Consider the following 22,267-nt stretch of genomic DNA (forward strand, 5'->3'; position numbering starts at 1 on the left):
TTAAACAAATGACTGATACCAATAGAAGTGCGGAATATGTCGCAACACTCTACATCGTTCCCACTCCAATCGGCAATTTAGGGGATATTACCCAGCGTGCCCTAGACGTTTTAAACTCGGTTGACGTCATCGCCGCCGAAGATACTCGCCATACAGGACGGCTATTGTCTCACTTCGGTATTACAACACGTACCTTCGCACTTCATGACCATAATGAACAGGCTAAGGCTGACGCGTTGATAGCGCAAATTCAGCAGGGTCAATCTATAGCGCTTGTCTCGGATGCGGGGACACCACTGATTAGCGACCCAGGATACCACTTAGTTAATCGTTGTCGTCAGGCGGGGGTTAACGTTGTGCCTCTACCGGGGGCTTGTGCTGTCATCACTGCGCTAAGTGCGTCTGGTTTACCTTCTGACCGTTTCAGTTTTGAAGGTTTTTTGCCTGCGAAGAGTAAAGGTCGCAAAGATACCTTTGAAGCACTACAAAGTGATCCGCGAACGCTTATCTTCTATGAGTCTCCTCATCGCATCATGGACTCACTCGCGGATATGTTGGCGGTGTTAGGCCCAGAACGCGAAGTGGTGCTTGCTCGTGAGCTAACTAAAACCTTTGAAACTTTCCATGGTGCGCCGCTGGGTGAACTGATTGAGTGGTTGGGTGAAGATAGCAACCGAATTCGTGGTGAGATGGTATTGCTGGTTGCGGGTCACCGTGCAGAGAAAGAAGCATTGCCGCCGGAAGCGACACGGACAACCGCCATTTTGGCGAAAGAGCTCCCATTGAAGAAAGCGGCAGCGCTAGCGGCTGAGATTCATGGCGTTAAGAAAAATGCGCTATACAAGTGGGGCTTAGACGCACTGGACTAGGCGGCAGCAATGATACTTAAGCCGCTTCAAGGTATTTGTTTGGCGAGAGTTATAGACTTGTCAGTAAGGTGTTATTTAGAAGCTATTGTGGGCTAAATCAAAAAATCGATAGAGTCTAGACACATGCTGGGCTCTCCTGTATTATCCGCCGCCTGAGTAGCTTAGGTAGTCGCTGCTTCGTTGATGTCCTTAGGGAGACTGACGAAGGGGAGGAAAGTCCGGGCTCCACAGGGCAGGGTGCCAGATAACGTCTGGGGGGCGTGAGCCTACGACCAGTGCAGCAGAGAGTATACCGCCGATGGCCTTTCGAGGCACAGGTAAGGGTGAAAGGGTGCGGTAAGAGCGCACCGCGCGGCTAGTAATAGTTCGTGGCACGGTAAACTCCACCCGGAGCAAGACCAAATAGGTTCCCGTATGGCGTGGCCCACGTTGGGAACGGGTAGGTTGCTTGAGCCTGTGAGCGATTGCAGGCCTAGACGAATGACTATCACCGCGCAAGCGGAACAGAACCCGGCTTATCGAGCTACTCACCTCATATTGGGGCAATGCGATGACGCATTGCCCTTTTTTCATTTCTTCGCCTTGTTGACATGCTTCGCAATATCAATTGATTAGCCCCTATCTCGCCCGTTTATTGATTTCCCAACACGCTTAATTTGGATCGTTAGCTTGCTAAACGAAGGGGGCAGCCGTAAACTTTGAAGTGGGTTTTTGTGGGAAAAAGTGGTGTAAAAGTTAGAGTCGTGGATAGATAACGATGTTACGTGGGGCAAACGCGGTTTCAATGGATGGAAAAGGCCGATTGGCCATTCCAAAGCGTTACCGTGAGGAGCTGCAAAGCACTTGCGAAGGCCTGCTCGTCTGTACCATTGACCACCACTTTGCATGCTTGCTGCTTTATCCCCTTGATGAATGGGAAAAAGTTGAAAGCCGATTAGCAAAGCTATCGAGTCTAAATCCTGCGGAGCGAAGACTACAACGCTTACTCTTAGGACATGCAATTGAGTGTCCTCTCGATAGCCAAGGGCGTATTTTGATCCCCCCTACATTACGCCAATACGCGGAGCTTGAAAGTCGCGCCATGTTAGTTGGGCAACTGAACAAATTTGAGATTTGGCAAGAAGCGCGTTGGCAAGAACAAATTGAAGAAGATATTACCTTGCAAACGGATCTGACTGCGTCAGAGCGTTTGAGTGATTTCTCGTTATAGATATAGAAGATGATGTCAGACAACCCAGCACACATTACTGTACTGCTTAATGAAGCAGTGGATGGCCTAGCCATTAAACCAAACGGCATTTACGTTGATGGCACCTTTGGTCGTGGTGGCCATAGCCGTCATATTCTTTCAAAGCTGGGCGAAAATGGTCGCTTAATCGCTATTGACCGTGATCCGCAAGCTATTGCGGAAGCAGGAAAAATTGATGATCCGCGTTTTGAAATCGTCCATGGCCCTTTCTCAGGCCTTGCAACCTATCTGACTGAGCGTGGTTTAGCCGGCAAAGTCGACGGGGTGCTGCTTGACCTCGGCGTATCATCACCGCAGCTTGATGATGCCGAGCGCGGGTTCAGCTTTATGCGCGATGGACCATTGGATATGCGTATGGACCCTACTTCAGGGCTGTCAGTGTCTGATTGGCTGAAACAAGCGGATGAAGAAGATATCGCTTGGGTTATCAAAGAGTTTGGTGAGGAACGTTTTGGTAAGCGAATTGCGCGCGCGATTGTAGAGAATCGTGAAAATGATGAGTCTGAGTCCTTAGAACGTACGTTACAGCTGGCTAAGTTAGTTGATAAAGCTGTGCCGTTTAAGGATAAGCATAAGCACCCGGCAACGCGCACTTTTCAGGCTTTCCGCATCTACATTAACAGTGAGCTGGAAGAGATCGATGTCGCTCTCAATGGCGCGCTTGACATTCTTGCACCTGAAGGTCGGTTGTCGGTGATTAGCTTCCATTCACTTGAAGATCGCATGGTGAAGCGTTTTATTCGCAAGCAGAGCAAAGGGCCTGAGATCCCGCATGGTCTGCCACTCACGGATGAGCAGATTAAAGCTCTAGGTAGTGCGAGTTTGAAAGCGATTGGAAAAGCGATCAAACCGTCGAAAGAAGAGATTCAGCAAAATGCCCGCTCTCGTAGCTCTGTGCTGCGCGTGGCTGAGAGATTGCAATAATGCCAAATGAGCAGGATTTTAATCTAGCCAAACACATCGGTGCTGATTTGATATCGGCAGGGCGTGTACCGCTAATCCTGTTCATTTTGGTAATGAGCTCTGCATTGGGCGTGGTGTTTGTTACTCATAATACGCGTGAGCAGATCTCACTGCGTGAGCAGTTGTTGCAAGAGCAAGATCAGCTTGATATTGAGTGGCGAAACCAGTTGCTTGAGGAGAGCGCTTTGACCGAGCATAGCTTAGTCGAAGATGTCGCTGAACGCCGCCTAGAAATGCAGCGTCCTGCGACCAATAAAGAAGTGATTATTTACTGATGAACCAGAAACGTACACCACCACCCGCAAAGCAGAGCACCTTTATTCGTTGGCGCTTCTATTTGGTGTGTGTGGGTATGTTGCTGGCGTTTTCTGCTTTAGTGGGGCGGGCGGCTTATATCCAAGTGGTCGAGCCCGGTCAATTGCGTAAAGAAGGCGATTTGCGTTCTTTACGTACTAAAGAGATACCTACCGCTCGTGGTATTATTTCTGATAGAAACGGCGAACAACTTGCGATTAGTGTCCCTGTACAAGCGGTATGGGCAGACCCAAAACGTATCGCTGAGAAAGGGTTAGGCGATATCAATCGATGGCATGCATTGGCTGACGTTTTAGCCCTTGACCGCGAAGAGATGCTAACGCGAATTACGGCTAACCCTAAACGCCGTTTTATCTACCTGCAACGTCAAGTCAGTCCAGCAATGGCTAACTATGTCAGTAATCTAAAACTACCGGGGATCGGGCTTCAAAACGAATCACGCCGTTACTATCCGTCAGGTGAAGTGAGCTCACAGCTGATCGGTGTCACTGGTATTGATGGTCGAGGTCTTGAAGGTGTTGAGCGCTCATATGACAGTTGGTTAACGGGAGAGGCGGGCACAAGAACGGTGCGTAAAGATCGCTATGGCCGTGTGGTCGAAAACATCTCGGATAAAGAGCGCCAACCGGGCAACCCTTTGCAGCTGAGTATCGATCAACGCATTCAAGCGGTTGCCTACAGAGCGGCAAAACAAGCGGTCGCTGATCATCAAGCGACGTCAGTATCGGTCATTATGACTGATGTCACCAGTGGTGAGGTGCTCGCCATGGTCAACAGCCCCTCTTACAACCCGAATAATCGAAACGAATTGCAAAGCTTTAGAATGCGTAATCGCACAATTACAGATGCGATGGAGCCCGGTTCTTCAGTAAAACCCTTTGTTGTCTTAGCGGCGCTAGAAGCAGGGATTGCCGATGAACACACCAAAATTGATACGGGCAACGGCATCATGCAGATTGGTGGTAGTCGAGTACGTGATGTTTCTAAAGCCGGTGTTGCGGACCTGCGCCGTATTCTGCAGAAATCGAGCAATATTGGTGTGACTAAATTGTCACTCGATATGCCAATTCAAGAGTTACTGGGCTTCTATAATGCCGTCGGTTTGGGAGAGAGTTCCGGCATCGATTTAATCGGTGAAAGCCAAGGCATCTTTCCTTATCGCACTCGCTGGTCAGATTTTGAACGGGCCACGATCTCTTTTGGTTACGGCCTGTCGGTCACCCCTGTTCAATTAGTCCGTGCCTACACGACTTTAGGTGGTGTGGGTGTGGCTCGTCCCCTTTCCGTGATCAAACTCGATGAAAAGCCTGAAGGTGTGCGTGTAGCGAGTGAAGCCAATACCCTGAAGTTGCTCGACATGCTAGAAAGCGTGACGCAGCGTGGGGGCAGTGCCACTCGAGCCGCTGTGCCAGGATACCGCGTGGGGGCGAAAACGGGCACCTCAGTTAAAGCCGTGAGCGGAGGTTATGGTGATGAATATGTCGCTTTAACCGCGGGACTTGCTCCCATTAGCTCTCCACGTTTAGCGCTTGTGGTTGTTGTTAACGAACCACAGGGCGATCAGTATTACGGCGGCCTTGTTGCCGCCCCAATATTTGCCGAAGTAATGAAGAGCGCATTGCAGATCCTCAATGTGCCGCCAGATGATAACGGCAATGGTATAAATATCGTAACAACAGAAGGCCGGTCTCATGCCGACAGTTAAAACAGCGAATCTGGGGGAGTTACTGGCTCCTTGGATTGAAGCACAGGATAGCCGCTGGGCCTCGATTGCTATCAAGGAAATGCAAATAGATAGTCGACAAGTTCAAGTTGGCGATCTGTTTGTGGCAATGATTGGTCATCAGGTTGATGGCAATCAGTTTATCTCTACCGCAATTGAATCCGGTGCCAGTGCCGTGCTCTCCCATGTGAAAGAAGCCGACTGCCACGGCATTGTCGAGTGGGTGAATAATGTGCCTGTCATTCGTGTCTTTCAACTTGACCATCATCTCTCTGCGATCGCGCAGCGTGGTTACTTTAATGACAGCGACATGCCTACCTTAGTGGGTGTGACGGGAACCAACGGAAAAACCACGATTACTCAGCTCATCGCGCAATGGCTAGAATTGCAAGATGTGACTAGCGGGGTAATGGGCACCACTGGCAACGGCTTGTTGAACGAGATTGAAGCTGCGACGAACACGACGGGCAGTGCCATCGAGATTCAGTCGACGTTGGCTAAGCTGCAACAGTTGGGTGCAAAAACGGTCGCACTTGAGGTCTCTTCGCACGGTCTGGTTCAGCACCGTGTAGCAGCTACTCCGTTTCGTGTTGGTGTCTTTACCAATTTGAGTCGTGATCATCTTGATTATCATGGCGATATGGCGAGCTACGCCGATGCGAAGAAAACCCTGTTTACGACGCACGACACCCAAGCGGCGGTGATCAATATTGATGATCCTATTGGCGCTCAGTGGGCAAATGAGCTGCCAGATGCCATTGTCGTGTCAAGCTCACCGGATTATTCGACCTCCACAACTCACCGCTATGTGTTTGTGGATGCTGTCGTGTTAAGCAGCCAAGGGATGACATTATCAGTCCGTTCTAGTTGGGGGCAGGGAGAACTCTGTGCGCCTTTAGTGGGGGAGTTTAATGTCAATAACTTGCTGCTGGCACTCGCCACTCTGCTAGAGATGAGGCATGACTTGACCTCATTACTCGACAGTGCCCCTCGTTTAACCGCGGTTATTGGGCGGATGGAAGTTTTTCATCAGGCTGACAAACCCATGTTAGTGGTTGATTACGCTCATACCCCCGATGCTCTTGAAAAAGCGCTACAAGCCTTGCGAGGCCACTGTGATGGCAACTTGTGGTGCATTGTTGGTTGTGGGGGCGATCGCGACAAAGGTAAGCGGCCAATGATGGCGGCAGCGGCGGAGTCTTATGCCGATTTTGCTGTTTTTACTGATGACAATCCTCGTAGTGAGGAACCCGCGGCCATTGTGCGCGACATGCTAGAAGGTGTGCGTCAAAAAGAGCGGGTTGTGGTGAAACATGATCGAGCCGATGCGATCGGTTATGCGTTCACGCATGCGAATGCGCGAGACATCGTTCTCGTGGCGGGCAAAGGACATGAAGATTATCAAGTGTTTGCGGATCGTACCGTGCACTACTCAGACCGAGAAACGGTGCAAACACTACTGGAGTTACCATCATGATGACATATACGTTAGCGCAGTTAGCTAACGCGGTGAGTGCCGAGTTAGTGGTTACTAATCAAGATTTGGCGCAACAACCTATTCACCACATATCGACAGATACCCGTCAATTAGAGCGGGGCAGCCTGTTCATTGCCCTAAAAGGTGAGCGCTTTGATGCCCATGATTTTGCTCAACAAGCCATAGATAGCGGTGCGAGTGCGTTATTGGTGCACCGACGCTTAGCACTTGATATCCCTCAGTTAGTCGTCGCTGATACGCGCATTGCACTGGGTCAATTGGGTGCTTGGCTTCGTGATACACTAAATCCTTACACAGTGGCCATGACGGGCAGTTGCGGCAAGACCACAGTGAAAGAGATGACCGCTGCTATTCTAGGTCAAAAACACCAAGTCCTCGCTACGGCGGGTAACTTTAACAACGATATCGGTGTGCCACTGACGTTATTGCGATTAGAAGCCTGTCATGAGTTTGCTGTGATGGAGCTTGGTGCCAACCATATCGGTGAAATCGACTACACCACGCGCTTGGTTAAGCCTCAGGTCGCATTGATCAATAATATCGCTGAGTCTCACCTTGAAGGGTTTGGCTCGATGGAAGGGGTCGCACAAGCGAAAGGAGAGATTTTCCATGGCTTGCCAGATGATGGTGTTGCGGTGGTAAATTTAGAAAGTCACGACTTACCACGTTGGCAACCTGCATTAGATGGTAAGCGGGTACTTACCTTTTCAACAAAGCAAGCAGACGCCGATTACACGGCATCGGATGTGTCATTGAATGCCGATGCGACATCGGCATTTACCTTGAATACACCCGAGGGCTCCGTCGCGGTTTCTTTATCTGTGCCGGGTGAGCATAACATTGCCAATGCACTCGCTGCTGCAGCGTTAACTCAACAGACTGGCGCGAGCTTAGCCGATATTGCCGCTGGACTTGCTGAGATGAGTAATGTGGCTGGCCGCGTTAATGTTAAAGCGTTAAATACACACCTCACTGTCATTGATGATACCTACAATGCAAGCGTGCCAGCGATGCGAGCGGCGATTGATCTACTCGCTACTTATCAAGGGCATCGTGTGCTGATACTCGGCGATATGAAAGAATTGGGTAAAGAGAGTGCCCATTTACATCAAAGTATTGCAGAATACGCGGCGGCGAAACATTTTGATACAGTACTCACTTACGGCACAGAAAGCCAAATTATCAGTGAGTACTGCCATGGCCAACACTTTGAGCAGAAACCTGCTCTCATCGAACACTTATTAGAAAAACTAGCGTTAATGCCAACCCTTTCTGTCACTGTATTGGTGAAAGGCGGACGAAGTGCCCGCATGGAAGAGGTTGTCACTGCGTTGCAGGAGACAGTGCAATGATTTTATGGTTAGCGGGGCTGTTAGAAGAATACATGCCATTTTTCCGCTTGTTTGAGTATTTGACCTTCCGCGCCATTGTTAGCGTCTTGACGGCGTTAATGATTTCGTTGTGGATGGGACCAAAGCTGATTGCACGTCTACAAATGTTGCAAATTGGGCAAGTCGTTCGCCACGATGGCCCAGAATCTCACTTCAGTAAGCGTGGTACGCCAACGATGGGCGGGATCATGATTTTAACCGCCATCACGGTCACAGTGTTGCTGTGGTGTGATCTTACCAATATCTATGTGTGGGCCGTACTCGCGGTTACGCTGGGGTATGGTGCGGTGGGTTTCGTTGATGATTACCGTAAGGTGGTGCGCAAGAATACCGACGGATTGATTGCACGTTGGAAGTACTTCTGGCAGTCAGTCATTGCCCTCGGAGTGGCTTTCGCGCTTTATATGTATGGTAAAGACACCGCCGCGACTCAACTGGTTGTGCCGTTTTTCAAAGATGTCATGCCCCAGCTCGGCCTTTTCTATATCGTGTTTACCTACTTCGTTATTGTCGGTACGAGTAATGCGGTCAACCTAACCGATGGACTGGACGGTTTGGCGATCATGCCAACAGTGATGGTTGCGGGCGGTATGGCGTTTATCGCATGGGCGACAGGCAACGTTAACTTTGCTAGCTACCTCAATATTCCTTATTTGCGTGATGCAAGTGAGTTGGTTGTGGTATGTACAGCCATCGTTGGTGCTGGGTTGGGTTTCTTGTGGTTTAACACCTATCCCGCCCAAGTCTTTATGGGCGATGTGGGTTCACTTGCCCTCGGTGGCGCGTTAGGCACGATAGCGGTGCTGGTTCGCCAAGAGTTGCTGCTGGTGATTATGGGTGGCGTCTTCGTGATGGAGACGGTCTCTGTGATTCTGCAGGTGGGCTCTTATAAATTGCGCGGCCAGCGTATTTTCCGCATGGCACCTATTCACCATCACTATGAGCTGAAAGGGTGGCCCGAGCCGCGTGTGATTGTGCGTTTTTGGATTATTACTCTAATGCTGGTGCTTATCGCGTTGGCAACGCTAAAGGTACGTTAATGAAATCGTGGGCAGCAATACATAAGGTAGTGGTAATCGGACTAGGAATGACCGGGCTGTCTGTGGTGCGACACCTTCGTGATGTTGTTTCTTGCCACAAATGTGAGGCCGGGGAGCGTCCGCTTTCTCTTCATGTGATTGACACTCGCACTCAACCTCCTGGAGCGGATGAGTTGCCTAGTGACGTGCCGCTAGTGGCTGGGCTCTGGGACATGTCCGTATTGTTGTCAGCGGATTTAATTGTCGCGAGTCCCGGTATCGCACTGGCCACCCCTGAACTTCAGGAAGCGGCTAGCGCGGGTATTCCTATTGTTGGCGATATCGAACTGTTTGCATGGGCTTGTGATAAACCTGTTGTTGCGATTACGGGCTCAAATGGCAAGAGTACGGTGACCAGTTTGGTTGGGGAAATGGCCAAAACGGCTGACATGAAGGTGGGTGTTGGAGGGAACATCGGTTTTGCTGCCCTTGATCTCCTCGCCGAAGGTCATGATGCCTATGTCCTAGAGTTATCCAGCTTTCAACTTGAGACAACGTCATCATTAACACTTAAGGCCGCTGCGTATCTGAATCTCAGTGAAGATCATATGGATCGCTATGACAGTTTTGCCGATTATGCGAAAGCGAAGCAGCGAATCTTTATGCATGCAGAGCGAGCCGTGGTCAATCAAGTTGAGAATGCGACTTGGCCTCTGCAGCCTCAGTTGCCAATCAATACTTTTGGGTTTGAGCGCGGGCAATACTGTGTCGCTAACTATCAAGGCAGTGAGTGGTTGATGGCACATGGGAAGCCTGTCATGCCATCAACGGAAATTGCGCTTGTTGGTCGGCACAACGTGGCTAACTGCTTGGCAGCGTTAGCTCTGGCCGATGCACTCACTATTCCTCGCGAGAGTGCTAAGAAGGCGATGCAAACCTATGGCGGTTTACCCCATCGTTGCCAACTTGTTCACGAGAGCCACGGCATTCGCTGGGTTAATGATTCAAAAGCGACGAACTTAGCCAGCACGGCTGCGGCATTAAAAGGGTTAGTACTCGAAGGGCGATTGCACTTACTGGTTGGCGGTGATGGTAAAGGGGCTGATTTTTCAGAACTCCGAGCCATTTTGTCGCCAATGAGTGTCACCTTGTATTGCTATGGACGAGACGCCGAGGCTTTTGCCGGATTGGCCGCTGAATGCGTGATGACAGAGACCATGGACGAGGCTGTAGGGATCGCTGCCCGTAAAGCGCAGTCAGGCGATATGGTTTTGTTGTCGCCCGCGTGTGCAAGCTTCGACCAGTTCCCGAATTTTATGAAGCGTGGAGAGCACTTTATTACATTGGCTGAACAATTCCACCAAGAGGTGTCGGCATAATGCGAACACCAATGACGATGTTATCCGGGTCCACAGCTTGGCTGGCGCAGCCAGATGAAGTGTGCTGGTACGATCGTCAATTGGTATGGCTAATTTTTGCTTTATTGTTGGTTGGCCTTGTCGCAGTGACGACGGCTTCTGAGCCAGTCGCGACTCGTCTTACTGGTCAACCGCTTTACTTTGCGATTCGGCACGGAATTTTTCTTGTTGGTTCCTTGATTATTGGCTCTGTGGTAGTGCAAATTCCGTTGAGTCGTTGGATGCAAATTAGTGGACCATTTTTACTTGTTTCACTGATTTTATTGGTGGCGGTGCTGTTTGTTGGCCACACAGTGAATGGTGCACAGCGCTGGATCCCGCTTGGGGTCTTCAATCTGCAACCCGCGGAACTCGCAAAGTTATCCTTATTGGTTTTTTTGTCGGGGTACTTGGTTCGTCGCCAAGAAGATGTAAGAAGTAACTTTTACAGCGGCTTTTTTAAACCGATGAGCGTACTCGCCATGATGGGAGCACTGTTGCTTTTGCAGCCTGATTTTGGCTCTTTTGTTGTGATGCTAATCATCACTATCGGCATGCTTTTTCTGGCTGGCGCCAAGCTGTGGCAATTCATTGTTTTAGTCATGGCCGCTGGCGTCGCTGTAGCTGGCATGATCATGGCGGCGCCATACCGACTGAAGCGCTTGGCATCATTCATGGATCCTTGGGCCGATCCTTTTGGTAGTGGCTATCAGCTCACTCAATCATTGATGGCTTTTGGGCGTGGTGACTGGTTCGGGCAGGGGCTGGGTAATTCAATCCAAAAACTTGAGTATCTACCAGAAGCACATACTGATTTCGTGTTTTCGGTGATAGCGGAAGAACTTGGTCTCTTTGGCGTCACTTTAGTACTGCTCTTGTTGTTTGGTTTGGTGTTTAAAGCACTGGCCATTGGGCGACGCTGTGTTGAATCTCAACAGCTCTTTGGCGGCTATATCGCTTATGGTTTGAGCTTTTGGTTTGCGTTCCAAACTCTTGTTAATGCAGGTGCGGCGTCCGGCTTATTGCCGACAAAGGGGCTCACATTGCCACTGATCAGCTATGGTGGCGCAAGTTTATTTATTATGGCAACGGCAGTAGCACTGTTGATACGCGTGGATCATGAACAACGTATCGCTGCTGTTTCGATGTTGCACCAAGAACACAGTGAAAATGACAACGAATCAGAATAAAAAACTATTGGTAATGGCAGGTGGTACGGGTGGACATGTGTTCCCGGGACTTGCTGTTGCCCACCGTCTCCAAGCACAAGGTTGGCAAGTTCGCTGGCTTGGTACGGAAGATCGTATGGAAGCGCAACTTGTGCCGCAACATGGCATTGAAATTGATTTTATTCGAGTAAAAGGGCTGCGAGGTCAAGGCATCAAACGCCTTTTAGCGGCACCTTTTCAAATCCTTGGTGCTGTCATGCAAGCGCGACGTCATATTAGCGCATATCAGCCTGATGTGGTGCTAGGCATGGGCGGGTATGTCAGTGGTCCAGGCGGTGTTGCGGCTTGGCTAAGCGGTATTCCCGTTGTACTACATGAGCAAAATGCGGTCGCGGGTTTGACGAATCAATGGCTAGCAAAGATTGCGAAATCTGTTCTGCAAGCCTTCCCAGGGGCGTTTGCTGATAAGCCCGTTGTCGGTAATCCAGTGCGACAAGATGTCGTGGAAATGCCATCGCCCGAGTCACGTTTCAATGGTCGCGAAGGGCCGTTGCGTGTACTGGTGATGGGGGGCAGTCAAGGAGCGCGGGTATTGAATCAAACCGTACCTGAAGCGGTTGCCAAATTAGGTCAAAATGTTGTGGTGCGCCATCAGGCCGGAAAAGGGAATAGCGAATCGGTTGGTAAAGCGTATATGCCAGCGGGCGTGAAGGTCGAAGTTTCAGACTTTATCGATGATGTTGCGGGTGCTTACGCATGGGCGGATGTGATCGTATGTCGATCTGGCGCGCTGACCGTCTCTGAACTTGCCGCGGCTGGCTTGGGTGCCGTGTTTGTTCCCTTTATGCACAAAGACCGCCAACAAGCACTAAACGCTGACCATCTTGTCGATGCAGGCGCGGCTGTGATGATAGAACAGCCAGACTTAACCGCTGACAAACTGGCAGAGCAACTAACACTTTTAAACCGTGACCGACTGATGAAGATGGCTAGCCGGGCACGAGAGATGGCGATTTTGGATGCTGACCAACAGGTCGCTGATGTCATTGCCTCTTACGCGAAATAACGAGAGCAAAACAATGGGTAAACTCGATAATCAACAGCTGGCAAAAATCCGAACCATGGTACCTGAAATGCGTCGTGTTGAACGTATTCACTTTGTAGGTATTGGTGGTGCGGGGATGAGTGGTATCGCTGAGGTTCTGATCAATGAAGGCTACCAAATCACGGGTTCAGATATCGCCGCCAATCTCGTGACTGCTCGCCTTGAAAGTAAAGGTGCTCGTATTTACTTGGGTCATGAGCCAGAAAACATCGCAGGTGCGAGTGTTGTTGTCGTATCGACGGCGATCAACCCAGAAAACCCAGAGTTGCTTGCAGCGCGAGAGGCGAGGATTCCGGTTGTGCGTCGTGCTGAAATGCTGGCTGAGCTAATGCGTTATCGCCATGGTATTGCGGTTGCGGGCACGCATGGCAAGACGACGACCACGGCAATGGTCACGCAAATCTATTCAGAAGCCGGCCTTGATCCGACGTTTGTGAATGGCGGCTTGGTAAAGAGTGCGGGGACCAATGCGCGTTTGGGATGCAGTCGTTACTTGATTGCCGAGGCGGATGAAAGTGATGCCTCTTTTCTGCACCTTCAGCCAATGGTCAGTATCGTTACCAACATTGAACCAGACCATATGGATACCTATGGCGGTGACTTCAATGTCCTTAAGCAAACGTTTATCGACTTCCTTCACAATCTGCCGTTCTATGGATTGGCCGTCATGTGCGTGGATGATCCGGTAGTGAGAGAGCTACTCCCACAGGTGGGACGTCAAGTCGTCACGTATGGCTTCTCCGATGATGCAGATGTACGTATTAGTCACTATCGTCAGCAAGGACATCAAGGACACTTCTCCATTGAGCGTCGTGACCGCCCGACCTTGAATATCACACTGAATGTTCCGGGTAAGCACAATGCCCTTAATGCGGCCGCGGCCATTGCGGTTGCGACTGAAGAAGAAGTGGCAGATGAAGCGATTCTGAATGCGTTAGCTACCTTCGGTGGGACTGGTCGACGTTTTGATCATCTCGGCGAATTCGATACTGGCAACGGCAAAGCGATGTTAGTTGATGATTATGGTCATCACCCGAGTGAAGTTGATGTGACGATTGATGCTGCTCGCGCAGGCTGGCCAGATCGCCGACTGGTCATGATATTCCAGCCTCACCGTTATAGCCGTACGCGTGATCTCTATGATGATTTTGCCAATGTACTTGATAAAGTGGATGTACTCATCATGTTAGATGTCTATTCCGCTGGAGAAGATCCTATTTCTGGTGCGGATGGACGTTCTCTTTGTCGGACAATTCGTAACCGAGGCAAATTAGATCCTGTCTTTGTCGCAGACAAGGAAAATTTACCTGCTACCTTGGCCAATATTCTGCAAGATAATGACTTAGTATTGACGCAAGGTGCGGGGGATGTGGGCAAGATTGCTCGAGAACTTGCTGATTTTGAACTCAATATAACAAATATGCAACAAAAGGTTGTGTAAGTGGTTGACTTTCATACTCAACAAGATTGTGAAATGTGAACACAAATTGAACTAAAAACGGATGTTTGTTTGCACTAACTATGCTGAAAAGCATTACAATGGTTGGAGACTGGTCAGAGGGTCGGTATAATCGGTCAACTTTGACTTTGTTTCAGCAAATCAACCTGTGAATCAGAGTGCATCCAGCGAGGGATGAATGGCAGAAAGCGCAGTTGCAGGAAAAAGTAGCATTGATTGGCCGCATTATGGCGCGCTAGGCTTTTTCCTTCTTGTTGTGGTTTTCATCGCCACGCTGTTGGTTATCGTCGTTCAATGGATGACGGATGCGAATCGACTGCCGCTGGCCAATTTAGTGGTGCAAGGTGATTTAACGTATCTTGCGACCGATGATGTCCGTGAAGCCATTTTGCAGTCAGGAGAGCTTGGTAGCTTTATGACGCAAGATGTGGGCGAAATCCAAACGGCGATTGAGTCTTTGCCATGGGTTGCAAGTGCGTCAGTTCGCAAGCAGTGGCCAGATGTATTGAAGGTTTATCTGGTCGAGCATGAACCCATGGCGCGATGGCATGATGATGCCTTGTTAAACACCTATGGCGAAGTATTTGTTGCGCGTGCGACTTCATTGGAAAGCCTTGTTCGTTTGGCGGGCCCTGAGGGTTCTAGTCAAGAAGTGATGGCTCAGTGGAAAGCGATGCAACAGCAGTTGGCTCCGCTGGATGTGGCCCTCGAAGGGGTGACACTGAGCTCGCGACGTGCGTGGCGCGTTTGGCTGGATAACGGTATACGACTGGAGTTAGGGCGACGTTCATTAGAAGAACGTTTAGCGCGATTTATCACTCTCTATCCAGAGCTTAACGGGAGTAATAAGACAGTCGAATACGTCGATTTGCGTTATGACACAGGGGCCGCAGTAGGCTGGCAAAAAACAGAGTAATCACGAGTTTTAGTAGAGAGAGCATGACGAAGTCAACGGATAAGCAGTTAATAGTGGGGCTCGACATTGGTACGTCTAAAGTGACGGCCTTGGTCGGCGAAGTGTTGCCGGATAACACTATTAATATCATTGGTCATGGTGATAGTCCGTCTCGAGGTATGGACAAAGGTGGCGTGAATGATCTTGAATCCGTGGTTAAATCGGTTCAGAAGGCCATTGATAAGGCAGAATTGATTGCTGATTGTCAGATTGAGTCTGTCTATTTGTCTTTGTCAGGTAAGCACATTAATTGCATGACAGAAAACGGTATGGTGCCGATTTCTGATAAAGAGGTCACGCAAGACGACGTCGACAATGTGATTCATACCGCGAAATCGGTAAAGTTGAGTGATGAACTGCGAACCTTGCATATTATCCCGCAGGAGTTTGCCATCGATTACCAGGAAGGGATAAAAAACCCTGTTGGGCTTTCTGGTGTTCGCATGCATGCCAATGTGCATATGATTACTTGCCATAACGATATGGCCCGTAATATCGAGAAAGCGGTCGAACGTTGCGGCTTAAAAGTTGATCAGCTTATTTTCTCAGGACTGGCTTCGAGCTATGCCGTACTGACTGAAGATGAGAAAGAATTAGGTGTTTGTGTGGTCGACATCGGCGGCGGCACCATGGACATTGCGGTTTGGAGTGGTGGCGCATTGCGTCACGCAGAAGTTGTTCCTTATGCAGGTAATGCGGTAACCAGTGATATCGCTTATGCCTTTGGAACACCACCAAGCAACGCAGAAGAGATAAAGGTAAAGTTTGGTTGTGCATTGAGTGAGTTGGTCAGCAAGGACGCGAAGGTTGATGTGCCAAGTGTCGGCGGAAGACCATCACGCAGTTTGCAAAGCCAGACTTTAGCTGAGGTGATCGAACCGAGATACAGTGAGCTGCTTGGCTTAGTTAAGCAAAAATTGGTCTCGGTGGAAGAACAAATGCGTAGTGCAGGGCACAAGCATCATTTGGCAGCCGGTATTGTGCTGACAGGTGGTGCCGCGCAGATAGATGGATTGGTGGAGTGCGCTGAGCGTGTCTTCCGCAATCAGGTACGGCTTGGCAAGCCTTTAGGTGTCAATGGTCTGACAGAGTATGTCAAAGCACCAACCTATGCGACGGCAGTCGGCTTGCTGTACTACGGAAAGGAAAGCCAATTATATGACACGGTAGAGATTGAACCTCGTCGTGCGGCAGGTGTCCCAGTATGGCAACGCCTGACTAATTGGATAAAGAAAGAATTTTAAACCTGATGCGAACAGGATGAACGGAGAGAACACATGTTTGAACCGATGATGGATATGTCAGACGAAGCGGTTATTAAAGTCATTGGCGTAGGTGGCGGCGGCGGTAACGCTGTTGAACACATGGTACGTGAGTCAATCGAAGGGGTTGACTTCATCAGTGTCAACACTGATGCCCAAGCGCTAAAGAAAACTAACGTAAGTTCTACGATTCAGATTGGTGGTGATATCACTAAAGGTCTGGGTGCGGGCGCTAACCCACAGGTCGGTCGCGATTCTGCGTATGAAGATCGTGAAGCGATTAAAGATCAGCTCGATGGTGCCGATATGGTATTTATCGCAGCGGGTATGGGTGGTGGTACAGGGACTGGTGCAGCACCTGTTATCGCCGAAGTTGCGAAAGAGCTGGGTATCTTAACGGTTGCGGTTGTGACTAAACCGTTTAGCTTCGAAGGTAAAAAGCGTATGGCTTTTGCTGAGCAAGGAATTGAAGAGCTTTCAAAGCATGTTGATTCTTTGATCACTATTCCAAATGAGAAGCTACTTAAAGTACTTGGTCGCGGTATTACGCTATTGGATGCCTTTGCGAAGGCAAACGATGTATTAAAAAATGCGGTTCAAGGTATTGCTGAGCTTATTACCCGTCCGGGTCACATCAACGTCGACTTTGCAGACGTACGCACTGTGATGTCTGAGATGGGCCACGCCATGATGGGTAGTGGCGTAGCAACTGGTGAAGACCGCGCTGAAGAAGCGGCCGAAATGGCAATTTCTTCGCCACTGTTGGAAGACATCGATCTTGCTGGCGCGCGTGGAGTGTTGGTCAATATCACTGCGGGTTTTGATATGCGTCTTGACGAGTTCGAAACGGTCGGTAACACGGTGAAGGCATTCGCGTCTGATAACGCAACGGTTGTAATCGGTACATCGCTTGACCCAGAAATGTCTGATGAGCTGCGTGTTACTGTTGTCGCAACGGGCATTGGCAACGAGAAGAAGCCGGATATCACACTGGTAACAAACGCTGCGAAATCAGCGCCAGCAGTACCACAGACCCAGCCAAAGACAGAAGCGCCGAAAGTTGAAACGCGTCCAGCGGCGCCAGAGCAGCCTAAAGTGTCAAAACCTGCGCCACAACCGCAAAGTGGTGGTGCACAGCAGGCAACGCAGGCCGCACCGAAAGATGCGACTGAGCACGACTACTTGGATATTCCAGCGTTCTTACGTAAGCAAGCAGACTAATTGATTGCTTGGTTATTAAGCGAAATACTGGTATGATGTCTTAATCATCACGCTAAATTAAGTGTGGTTGAAGCAAATCACACTTTCGTGAATTGAGAATAGGATGTAAACATGATTCGACAACGCACGTTAAAAAGCATCGTGAAAACGACTGGGGTGGGCTTACACTCAGGCCGTAAAGTCACTTTGACTCTACGTCCAGCAGCGGCGAATACCGGCGTTATTTACCGCCGTGTTGATTTAGATCCTGTGGTTGACTTTCCGGTCGATGCTCACTCTGTTCGCGATACGATGTTGTGTACGGCGCTTGTAAATGAAAGCGGTGTTCGTATCTCAACGGTCGAGCACTTAAATGCGGCGTTGGCAGGCATGGGTATCGATAACATTATTATCGAAGTCGATGCGCCAGAGATTCCGATCATGGACGGAAGTTCTAGTCCCTTCATCTATTTGTTGCAATCTGCTGGTATTGATACCTTAAACGCACCAAAGCGTTTTATGCGTATTAAAAAACCTGTTCGCGTCGAAGATGGTGACAAATGGGCTGAGTTGGTGCCATATAATGGCTTCCGTTTAGATTTTGCGATTGATTTTGATCATCCAGCGATCGATGTTGACCAGCAAAATCTCGTATTGGACTTTTCTAGCCAAGCGTTTGTGCAACAAATTAGCCGTGCGCGTACCTTTGGTTTCATGCGTGATATCGAGTTTTTGCAGTCGCAGAACAAGTGTCTAGGCGGTAGCTTTGATAATGCCATCGTATTAGATGAATACCGTATTCTGAACGAAGATGGTCTGCGTTATGATAACGAGCTCGTCAAACACAAAGTGCTTGATGCGATTGGTGACCTTTACATGTGCGGTCACAATATCGTCGGTGAAGTTCGCGCTTATAAGTCTGGTCATGCGTTGAATAACATGCTGCTGCGTGCTGTCCTTGCGGACCAAGAAGCTTATGAGATGGTCACCTACGAGACAGAGACGGAAGTGCCTGTCGCGTTGGCTCAACCAGGTATGGTATTGGCTTAATCGTCGGATGAATGATAAGAACGAGGCTTGATGCCTCGTTTTTTTATGCCTGCGATTTGAGTTTTTTACGACACTGAGCTATTTCTTGGCCATTGCAGCGAGACGTTCTAGTCGTCGCTTAATCTTTTCAGGGGCATCCGCGGCGATGCATTTGAGGTACTCCGCAGCGACGGGGCTGATTGGTTCTTGTTTAATGTCTGGCTCACTACTCTTTTTACGTCGATGTGGTTGCAGAGAAAGATCCGGATTGATTTTTATCTCTATCGAAGAAAGTTGTGGCAACTCTGTGGTGCGCAAGGAAGAAAGTAAGTGAAAACGTTCAAAGTTTAGTCGCTGCGCCCAGGCTGACGACGCAACTACTAGGACAAGGATCCCCTGTCGATAGTTTGCCACCCTGAGTTGATTTGCAAGCTCAGGCGAGAGGCAAGATCTGACTTTCTTGTTCAATTTATCCAGTGCAACGGCGCGCTGCGTGATACCGGTTAAGTTATCACTGTCTAGCAAATGGTCGGCACTTTGTGGGCGATGATCGCGCATATTCGATGATTCTTTAGCCATCTCGGGTTGAAAGGCTGATCTACAGCAAACAACACAGGTTTATCATAGGATGAAGCCTTATTTTCCCTTATTATAGGGTGATTCGTCGAGCTTTGGCACGACGTAAGATTAAGCGCTTGGCTATTAAAATAAAAATTGTCCGTGACAGTTGAAGTTATCAACAATTGTCCCCACTTATGTCTTATAGCCGTGACTTCTTCGAGAGCTTCGGGATGAAGTAATCGATGAAGGATTAACCCGCACACGCAGAGAATTTTAGCCTTGTGGCTCGCCACATGACCATTAAGAGAATTAAGCATTCCCATGTTACAGAAACTTCTGACTAAAGTAATTGGCAGCCGTAACGATAGGACGTTACGTAAACTGCGTAAGATCGTTGATCAAATCAATAAATTAGAGCCTCAGTTTGAATCGCTTCAAGACGAAGAGCTGCGCGCGAAAACCGTCGAGTTTCGTGAGCGTATCGAGCAAGGTGAGAACCTTGACGCTATCTTGCCAGAAGCATTTGCAACGGTGCGCGAAGCATCTAAACGTTTGAACGGCATGCGTCACTTTGATGTTCAGCTCATCGGTGGCATGGTACTTAATGACTGCCAGATTGCAGAGATGCGTACAGGTGAAGGTAAAACCCTAACCGCAACTTTGCCTGCGTATTTGAATGCGTTGACAGGCAAGAGTGTCCACATTGTCACAGTGAACGACTATCTTGCAAAGCGTGATGCCGAAACGAACCGCGCACTCTTTGAATATCTTGGTATGACTGTGGCATTCAACGTACCGGGGATGCACCCGCAACAGAAAAAAGACGCCTATCAAGCCGATATCCTTTACGGAACGAACAACGAATTCGGCTTTGACTACTTACGCGACAACATGGCATTCCGTGCAGAAGATCGTGTTATGCGTGACCGTTTCTTTGCTGTTGTGGATGAAGTGGACTCGATCTTAATCGATGAAGCGCGTACGCCGTTGATCATTTCTGGCCCTGCTGAGGACAGTTCTGAGCTTTACATCAAGATCAATACATTGATCCCGAACCTTGTTAAACAAGACAAGGAAGACAGTGAAGAGTATCGCGGTGAAGGTCACTACACCGTCGATGAAAAAGCCAAGCAAGCGCATTTGACAGAGAATGGTCAAGAGTTTGTTGAAGAGCTACTCATCAAAGAAGGCATGATGTCGGAAGGTGACACGCTATATTCACCTAGCAATATCAGCCTATTGCACCATGTTAACGCTGGTCTTCGTGCGCATGTCTTATTTGAGCGTGATGTTGACTACATCGTGCAAGAGAACGAAGTGGTCATTGTCGATGAGCACACTGGACGTACTATGCCAGGACGCCGCTGGTCTGAAGGTCTTCACCAAGCTGTCGAAGCGAAAGAAGGGGTGAAGATTCAGAATGAGAACCAGACACTCGCTTCGATCACTTTCCAGAATTACTTCCGTCTTTACGAAAAACTGTCGGGCATGACAGGTACGGCAGATACAGAAGCATTCGAATTCCAATCTATCTATGGCCTAGAAACCGTGGTTATCCCAACTAACCGCCCTATGGTGCGTGATGATATGGGTGACTTGGTTTACATGACTGAGCGTGAAAAGTTCAACGCCATTATCGAAGATATCAAAGAGCGTGTTGCGAAGGGCCAGCCGAGCCTAGTGGGTACGGTTTCTATCGAGAAATCTGAGCTCCTATCTAATGCTTTGAAAAAGGCCGGTATTAAGCACCAAGTACTGAATGCTAAGTTCCATGAAAAAGAAGCTGAAATTGTCGCTTCTGCGGGTGAACCGGGTGCGGTTACTATCGCAACGAACATGGCGGGTCGTGGTACCGATATTGTCCTTGGCGGTAACCTTAAGTCGCGTCTCGATAAGCTAAATAACCCAACAGATGCACAAGTTGAGGCTGAAAAAGCAGCATGGCAGCAAATCCATGATGCGGTACTCGAAGCGGGCGGTCTTCATATTATCGGTACAGAGCGTCACGAATCTCGTCGTATCGATAACCAGCTTCGCGGTCGTTCTGGCCGTCAGGGTGATGCAGGTTCTTCTCGTTTTTACCTCTCAATGGAAGATAGCTTGATGCGTATCTTCGCGTCAGATCGTGTATCCGGCATGATGAAGAAGTTGGGTATGGAAGAGGGCGAGGCGATTGAGCACCCTTGGGTAACCAAGGCGATTGAGAACGCACAACGTAAAGTAGAAGGCCGAAACTTCGATATTCGTAAGCAGCTACTTGAGTTTGATGACGTCGCCAATGACCAACGTAAAGTGGTTTATGAGTTGCGCGATGAGTTGATGAACACCGATGACATCAGTGAAATGGTACAAAATAACCGAGCTGATGTTATCGATGCTGTGATCAGCCAGTACATCCCGCCACAATCTCTCGAAGAAATGTGGGATATCGAAGGTCTTGAGCAGCGCCTAAAAGCTGACTTTGATCTTGAGCTACCTATTCAAGAATGGCTTGATAAAGAAGAGAAGCTCTACGAAGAAGCGCTGCGTGAGCGAATCTACGACCAATCTGTTGAGATTTATCAGAACAAGGAATCGGTTGTTGGCGAGTCTGTTATGCGCAACTTCGAGAAGTCTGTCATGCTACAGAATCTTGATACGCTATGGAAAGAACACCTAGCGGCGATGGATCACTTGCGTCAAGGTATTCATCTTCGAGGCTATGCACAGAAGAACCCGAAGCAAGAGTACAAGCGTGAGTCGTTTGCACTATTTGAGGAGATGCTTGAAAACCTCAAAGCTGACGTCATTATGATTTTGTCGAAGGTTCGTGTTCAGCAACAAGAAGAAGTTGAACGCATGGAAGAAGAGCGCCGTCGTCAAGCTGAAGAAGCAGCGCGTCGTCAGCAGATGAATCATGCAAGTGCCGATAACCCACTTGCTGACGATGATGCAAAGTCTGCTGGCACATTCCAGCGTGAAGAGCGTAAAGTAGGGCGTAATGAGCCATGTCCGTGTGGCAGTGGCAAAAAGTACAAGCAGTGTCACGGAAAAATTAACTAGACTTTTGCTTAGACCGACTAATGAGTTAACGAAAAGCCGCCTTGTGCGGCTTTTGTTTTAT

General features: G+C 49.1%; 18 protein-coding genes and 1 other RNA gene. 18 read left to right on the forward strand and 1 reads right to left on the reverse strand.

Annotated features, from left to right (window positions below; genetic code table 11):
• The first annotated feature begins 8 nt into the window (after positions 1-8).
• The 17 genes from rsmI to lpxC all read left to right on the forward strand — a co-directional run bounded on the left by rsmI (position 9) and on the right by lpxC (position 18,624).
• Positions 9-869, forward strand: coding sequence for a 16S rRNA (cytidine(1402)-2'-O)-methyltransferase (gene rsmI / locus TSUB_RS02195; RefSeq protein ID WP_087016622.1), 861 nt, complete (start codon positions 9-11; stop codon positions 867-869).
• Positions 870-1,022: 153 nt separating this feature from the next.
• Positions 1,023-1,403: RNase P RNA component class A (gene rnpB / locus TSUB_RS02200), an RNA gene on the forward strand.
• Between the two features lie 223 nt (positions 1,404-1,626).
• Complete coding sequence (mraZ, locus tag TSUB_RS02205) at positions 1,627-2,079, forward strand: division/cell wall cluster transcriptional repressor MraZ (protein WP_087016620.1); 453 nt, start codon at positions 1,627-1,629, stop codon at positions 2,077-2,079.
• Positions 2,080-2,091: 12 nt separating this feature from the next.
• The gene (gene rsmH / locus TSUB_RS02210) at positions 2,092-3,042 is read left to right on the forward strand and encodes a 16S rRNA (cytosine(1402)-N(4))-methyltransferase RsmH (RefSeq protein WP_087016756.1); all 951 of its coding nucleotides are present in this window, start codon (positions 2,092-2,094) and stop codon (positions 3,040-3,042) included.
• Positions 3,042-3,356 (forward strand): cell division protein FtsL, encoded by a 315-nt coding sequence (gene ftsL, locus TSUB_RS02215; protein WP_087016618.1) that lies wholly within the window; start codon positions 3,042-3,044, stop codon positions 3,354-3,356. The genes rsmH and ftsL overlap by 1 nt, the downstream gene beginning before the upstream one ends.
• Positions 3,356-5,101 (forward strand): penicillin-binding transpeptidase domain-containing protein, encoded by a 1,746-nt coding sequence (locus TSUB_RS02220; protein ID WP_087016617.1) that lies wholly within the window; start codon positions 3,356-3,358, stop codon positions 5,099-5,101. The genes ftsL and TSUB_RS02220 overlap by 1 nt, the downstream gene beginning before the upstream one ends.
• On the forward strand, positions 5,088-6,596 hold the full coding sequence (gene murE, locus TSUB_RS02225) for a UDP-N-acetylmuramoyl-L-alanyl-D-glutamate--2,6-diaminopimelate ligase (RefSeq protein ID WP_087016615.1): 1,509 nt from the start codon (positions 5,088-5,090) through the stop codon (positions 6,594-6,596). The genes TSUB_RS02220 and murE overlap by 14 nt, the downstream gene beginning before the upstream one ends.
• Positions 6,593-7,969 (forward strand): UDP-N-acetylmuramoyl-tripeptide--D-alanyl-D-alanine ligase, encoded by a 1,377-nt coding sequence (murF, locus tag TSUB_RS02230; protein ID WP_087016613.1) that lies wholly within the window; start codon positions 6,593-6,595, stop codon positions 7,967-7,969. Before murE ends, murF begins: the two co-directional genes overlap by 4 nt.
• On the forward strand, positions 7,966-9,048 hold the full coding sequence (gene mraY / locus TSUB_RS02235; RefSeq protein WP_087016611.1) for a phospho-N-acetylmuramoyl-pentapeptide-transferase: 1,083 nt from the start codon (positions 7,966-7,968) through the stop codon (positions 9,046-9,048). Before murF ends, mraY begins: the two co-directional genes overlap by 4 nt.
• Positions 9,048-10,406, forward strand: a complete 1,359-nt coding sequence (murD, locus tag TSUB_RS02240) for a UDP-N-acetylmuramoyl-L-alanine--D-glutamate ligase (protein ID WP_087016609.1) — start codon at positions 9,048-9,050, stop codon at positions 10,404-10,406. Before mraY ends, murD begins: the two co-directional genes overlap by 1 nt.
• The gene (gene ftsW, locus TSUB_RS02245) at positions 10,406-11,614 is read left to right on the forward strand and encodes a cell division protein FtsW (protein ID WP_414718360.1); all 1,209 of its coding nucleotides are present in this window, start codon (positions 10,406-10,408) and stop codon (positions 11,612-11,614) included. Before murD ends, ftsW begins: the two co-directional genes overlap by 1 nt.
• Positions 11,595-12,659 (forward strand): undecaprenyldiphospho-muramoylpentapeptide beta-N-acetylglucosaminyltransferase, encoded by a 1,065-nt coding sequence (gene murG, locus TSUB_RS02250; RefSeq protein WP_087016607.1) that lies wholly within the window; start codon positions 11,595-11,597, stop codon positions 12,657-12,659. Before ftsW ends, murG begins: the two co-directional genes overlap by 20 nt.
• Before the next feature lie 13 nt (positions 12,660-12,672).
• Positions 12,673-14,139: a UDP-N-acetylmuramate--L-alanine ligase gene (gene murC / locus TSUB_RS02255; protein ID WP_087016605.1), complete on the forward strand. Its 1,467-nt coding sequence runs from the start codon at positions 12,673-12,675 to the stop codon at positions 14,137-14,139.
• A 196-nt stretch (positions 14,140-14,335) separates the two neighbouring features.
• Positions 14,336-15,073: a cell division protein FtsQ/DivIB gene (locus TSUB_RS02260; protein ID WP_087016603.1), complete on the forward strand. Its 738-nt coding sequence runs from the start codon at positions 14,336-14,338 to the stop codon at positions 15,071-15,073.
• A 23-nt stretch (positions 15,074-15,096) separates the two neighbouring features.
• A complete protein-coding gene (gene ftsA / locus TSUB_RS02265; protein ID WP_087016601.1) occupies positions 15,097-16,356 on the forward strand; it encodes a cell division protein FtsA in 1,260 nt (419 codons plus the stop codon).
• Between the two features lie 33 nt (positions 16,357-16,389).
• Positions 16,390-17,595, forward strand: coding sequence for a cell division protein FtsZ (gene ftsZ, locus TSUB_RS02270; protein WP_087016599.1), 1,206 nt, complete (start codon positions 16,390-16,392; stop codon positions 17,593-17,595).
• A 111-nt stretch (positions 17,596-17,706) separates the two neighbouring features.
• Positions 17,707-18,624, forward strand: coding sequence for a UDP-3-O-acyl-N-acetylglucosamine deacetylase (gene lpxC / locus TSUB_RS02275; RefSeq protein WP_087016597.1), 918 nt, complete (start codon positions 17,707-17,709; stop codon positions 18,622-18,624).
• 78 nt (positions 18,625-18,702) lie between these two features.
• Here the strand turns inward: lpxC and TSUB_RS02280 are convergent, their stop codons facing one another.
• Complete coding sequence (locus TSUB_RS02280) at positions 18,703-19,161, reverse strand: DUF721 domain-containing protein (RefSeq protein ID WP_087016595.1); 459 nt, start codon at positions 19,159-19,161, stop codon at positions 18,703-18,705.
• A 324-nt stretch (positions 19,162-19,485) separates the two neighbouring features.
• On the opposite strand from TSUB_RS02280, the gene secA reads away from it, so the two are divergent.
• Complete coding sequence (gene secA, locus TSUB_RS02285) at positions 19,486-22,206, forward strand: preprotein translocase subunit SecA (protein ID WP_087016593.1); 2,721 nt, start codon at positions 19,486-19,488, stop codon at positions 22,204-22,206.
• The last annotated feature ends 61 nt before the right edge of the window (positions 22,207-22,267 follow it).

It is taken from the genome of Thaumasiovibrio subtropicus (genome assembly GCF_019703835.1).
In the GTDB taxonomy this organism is placed as follows: Bacteria; Pseudomonadota; Gammaproteobacteria; order Enterobacterales; family Vibrionaceae; genus Thaumasiovibrio; species Thaumasiovibrio subtropicus.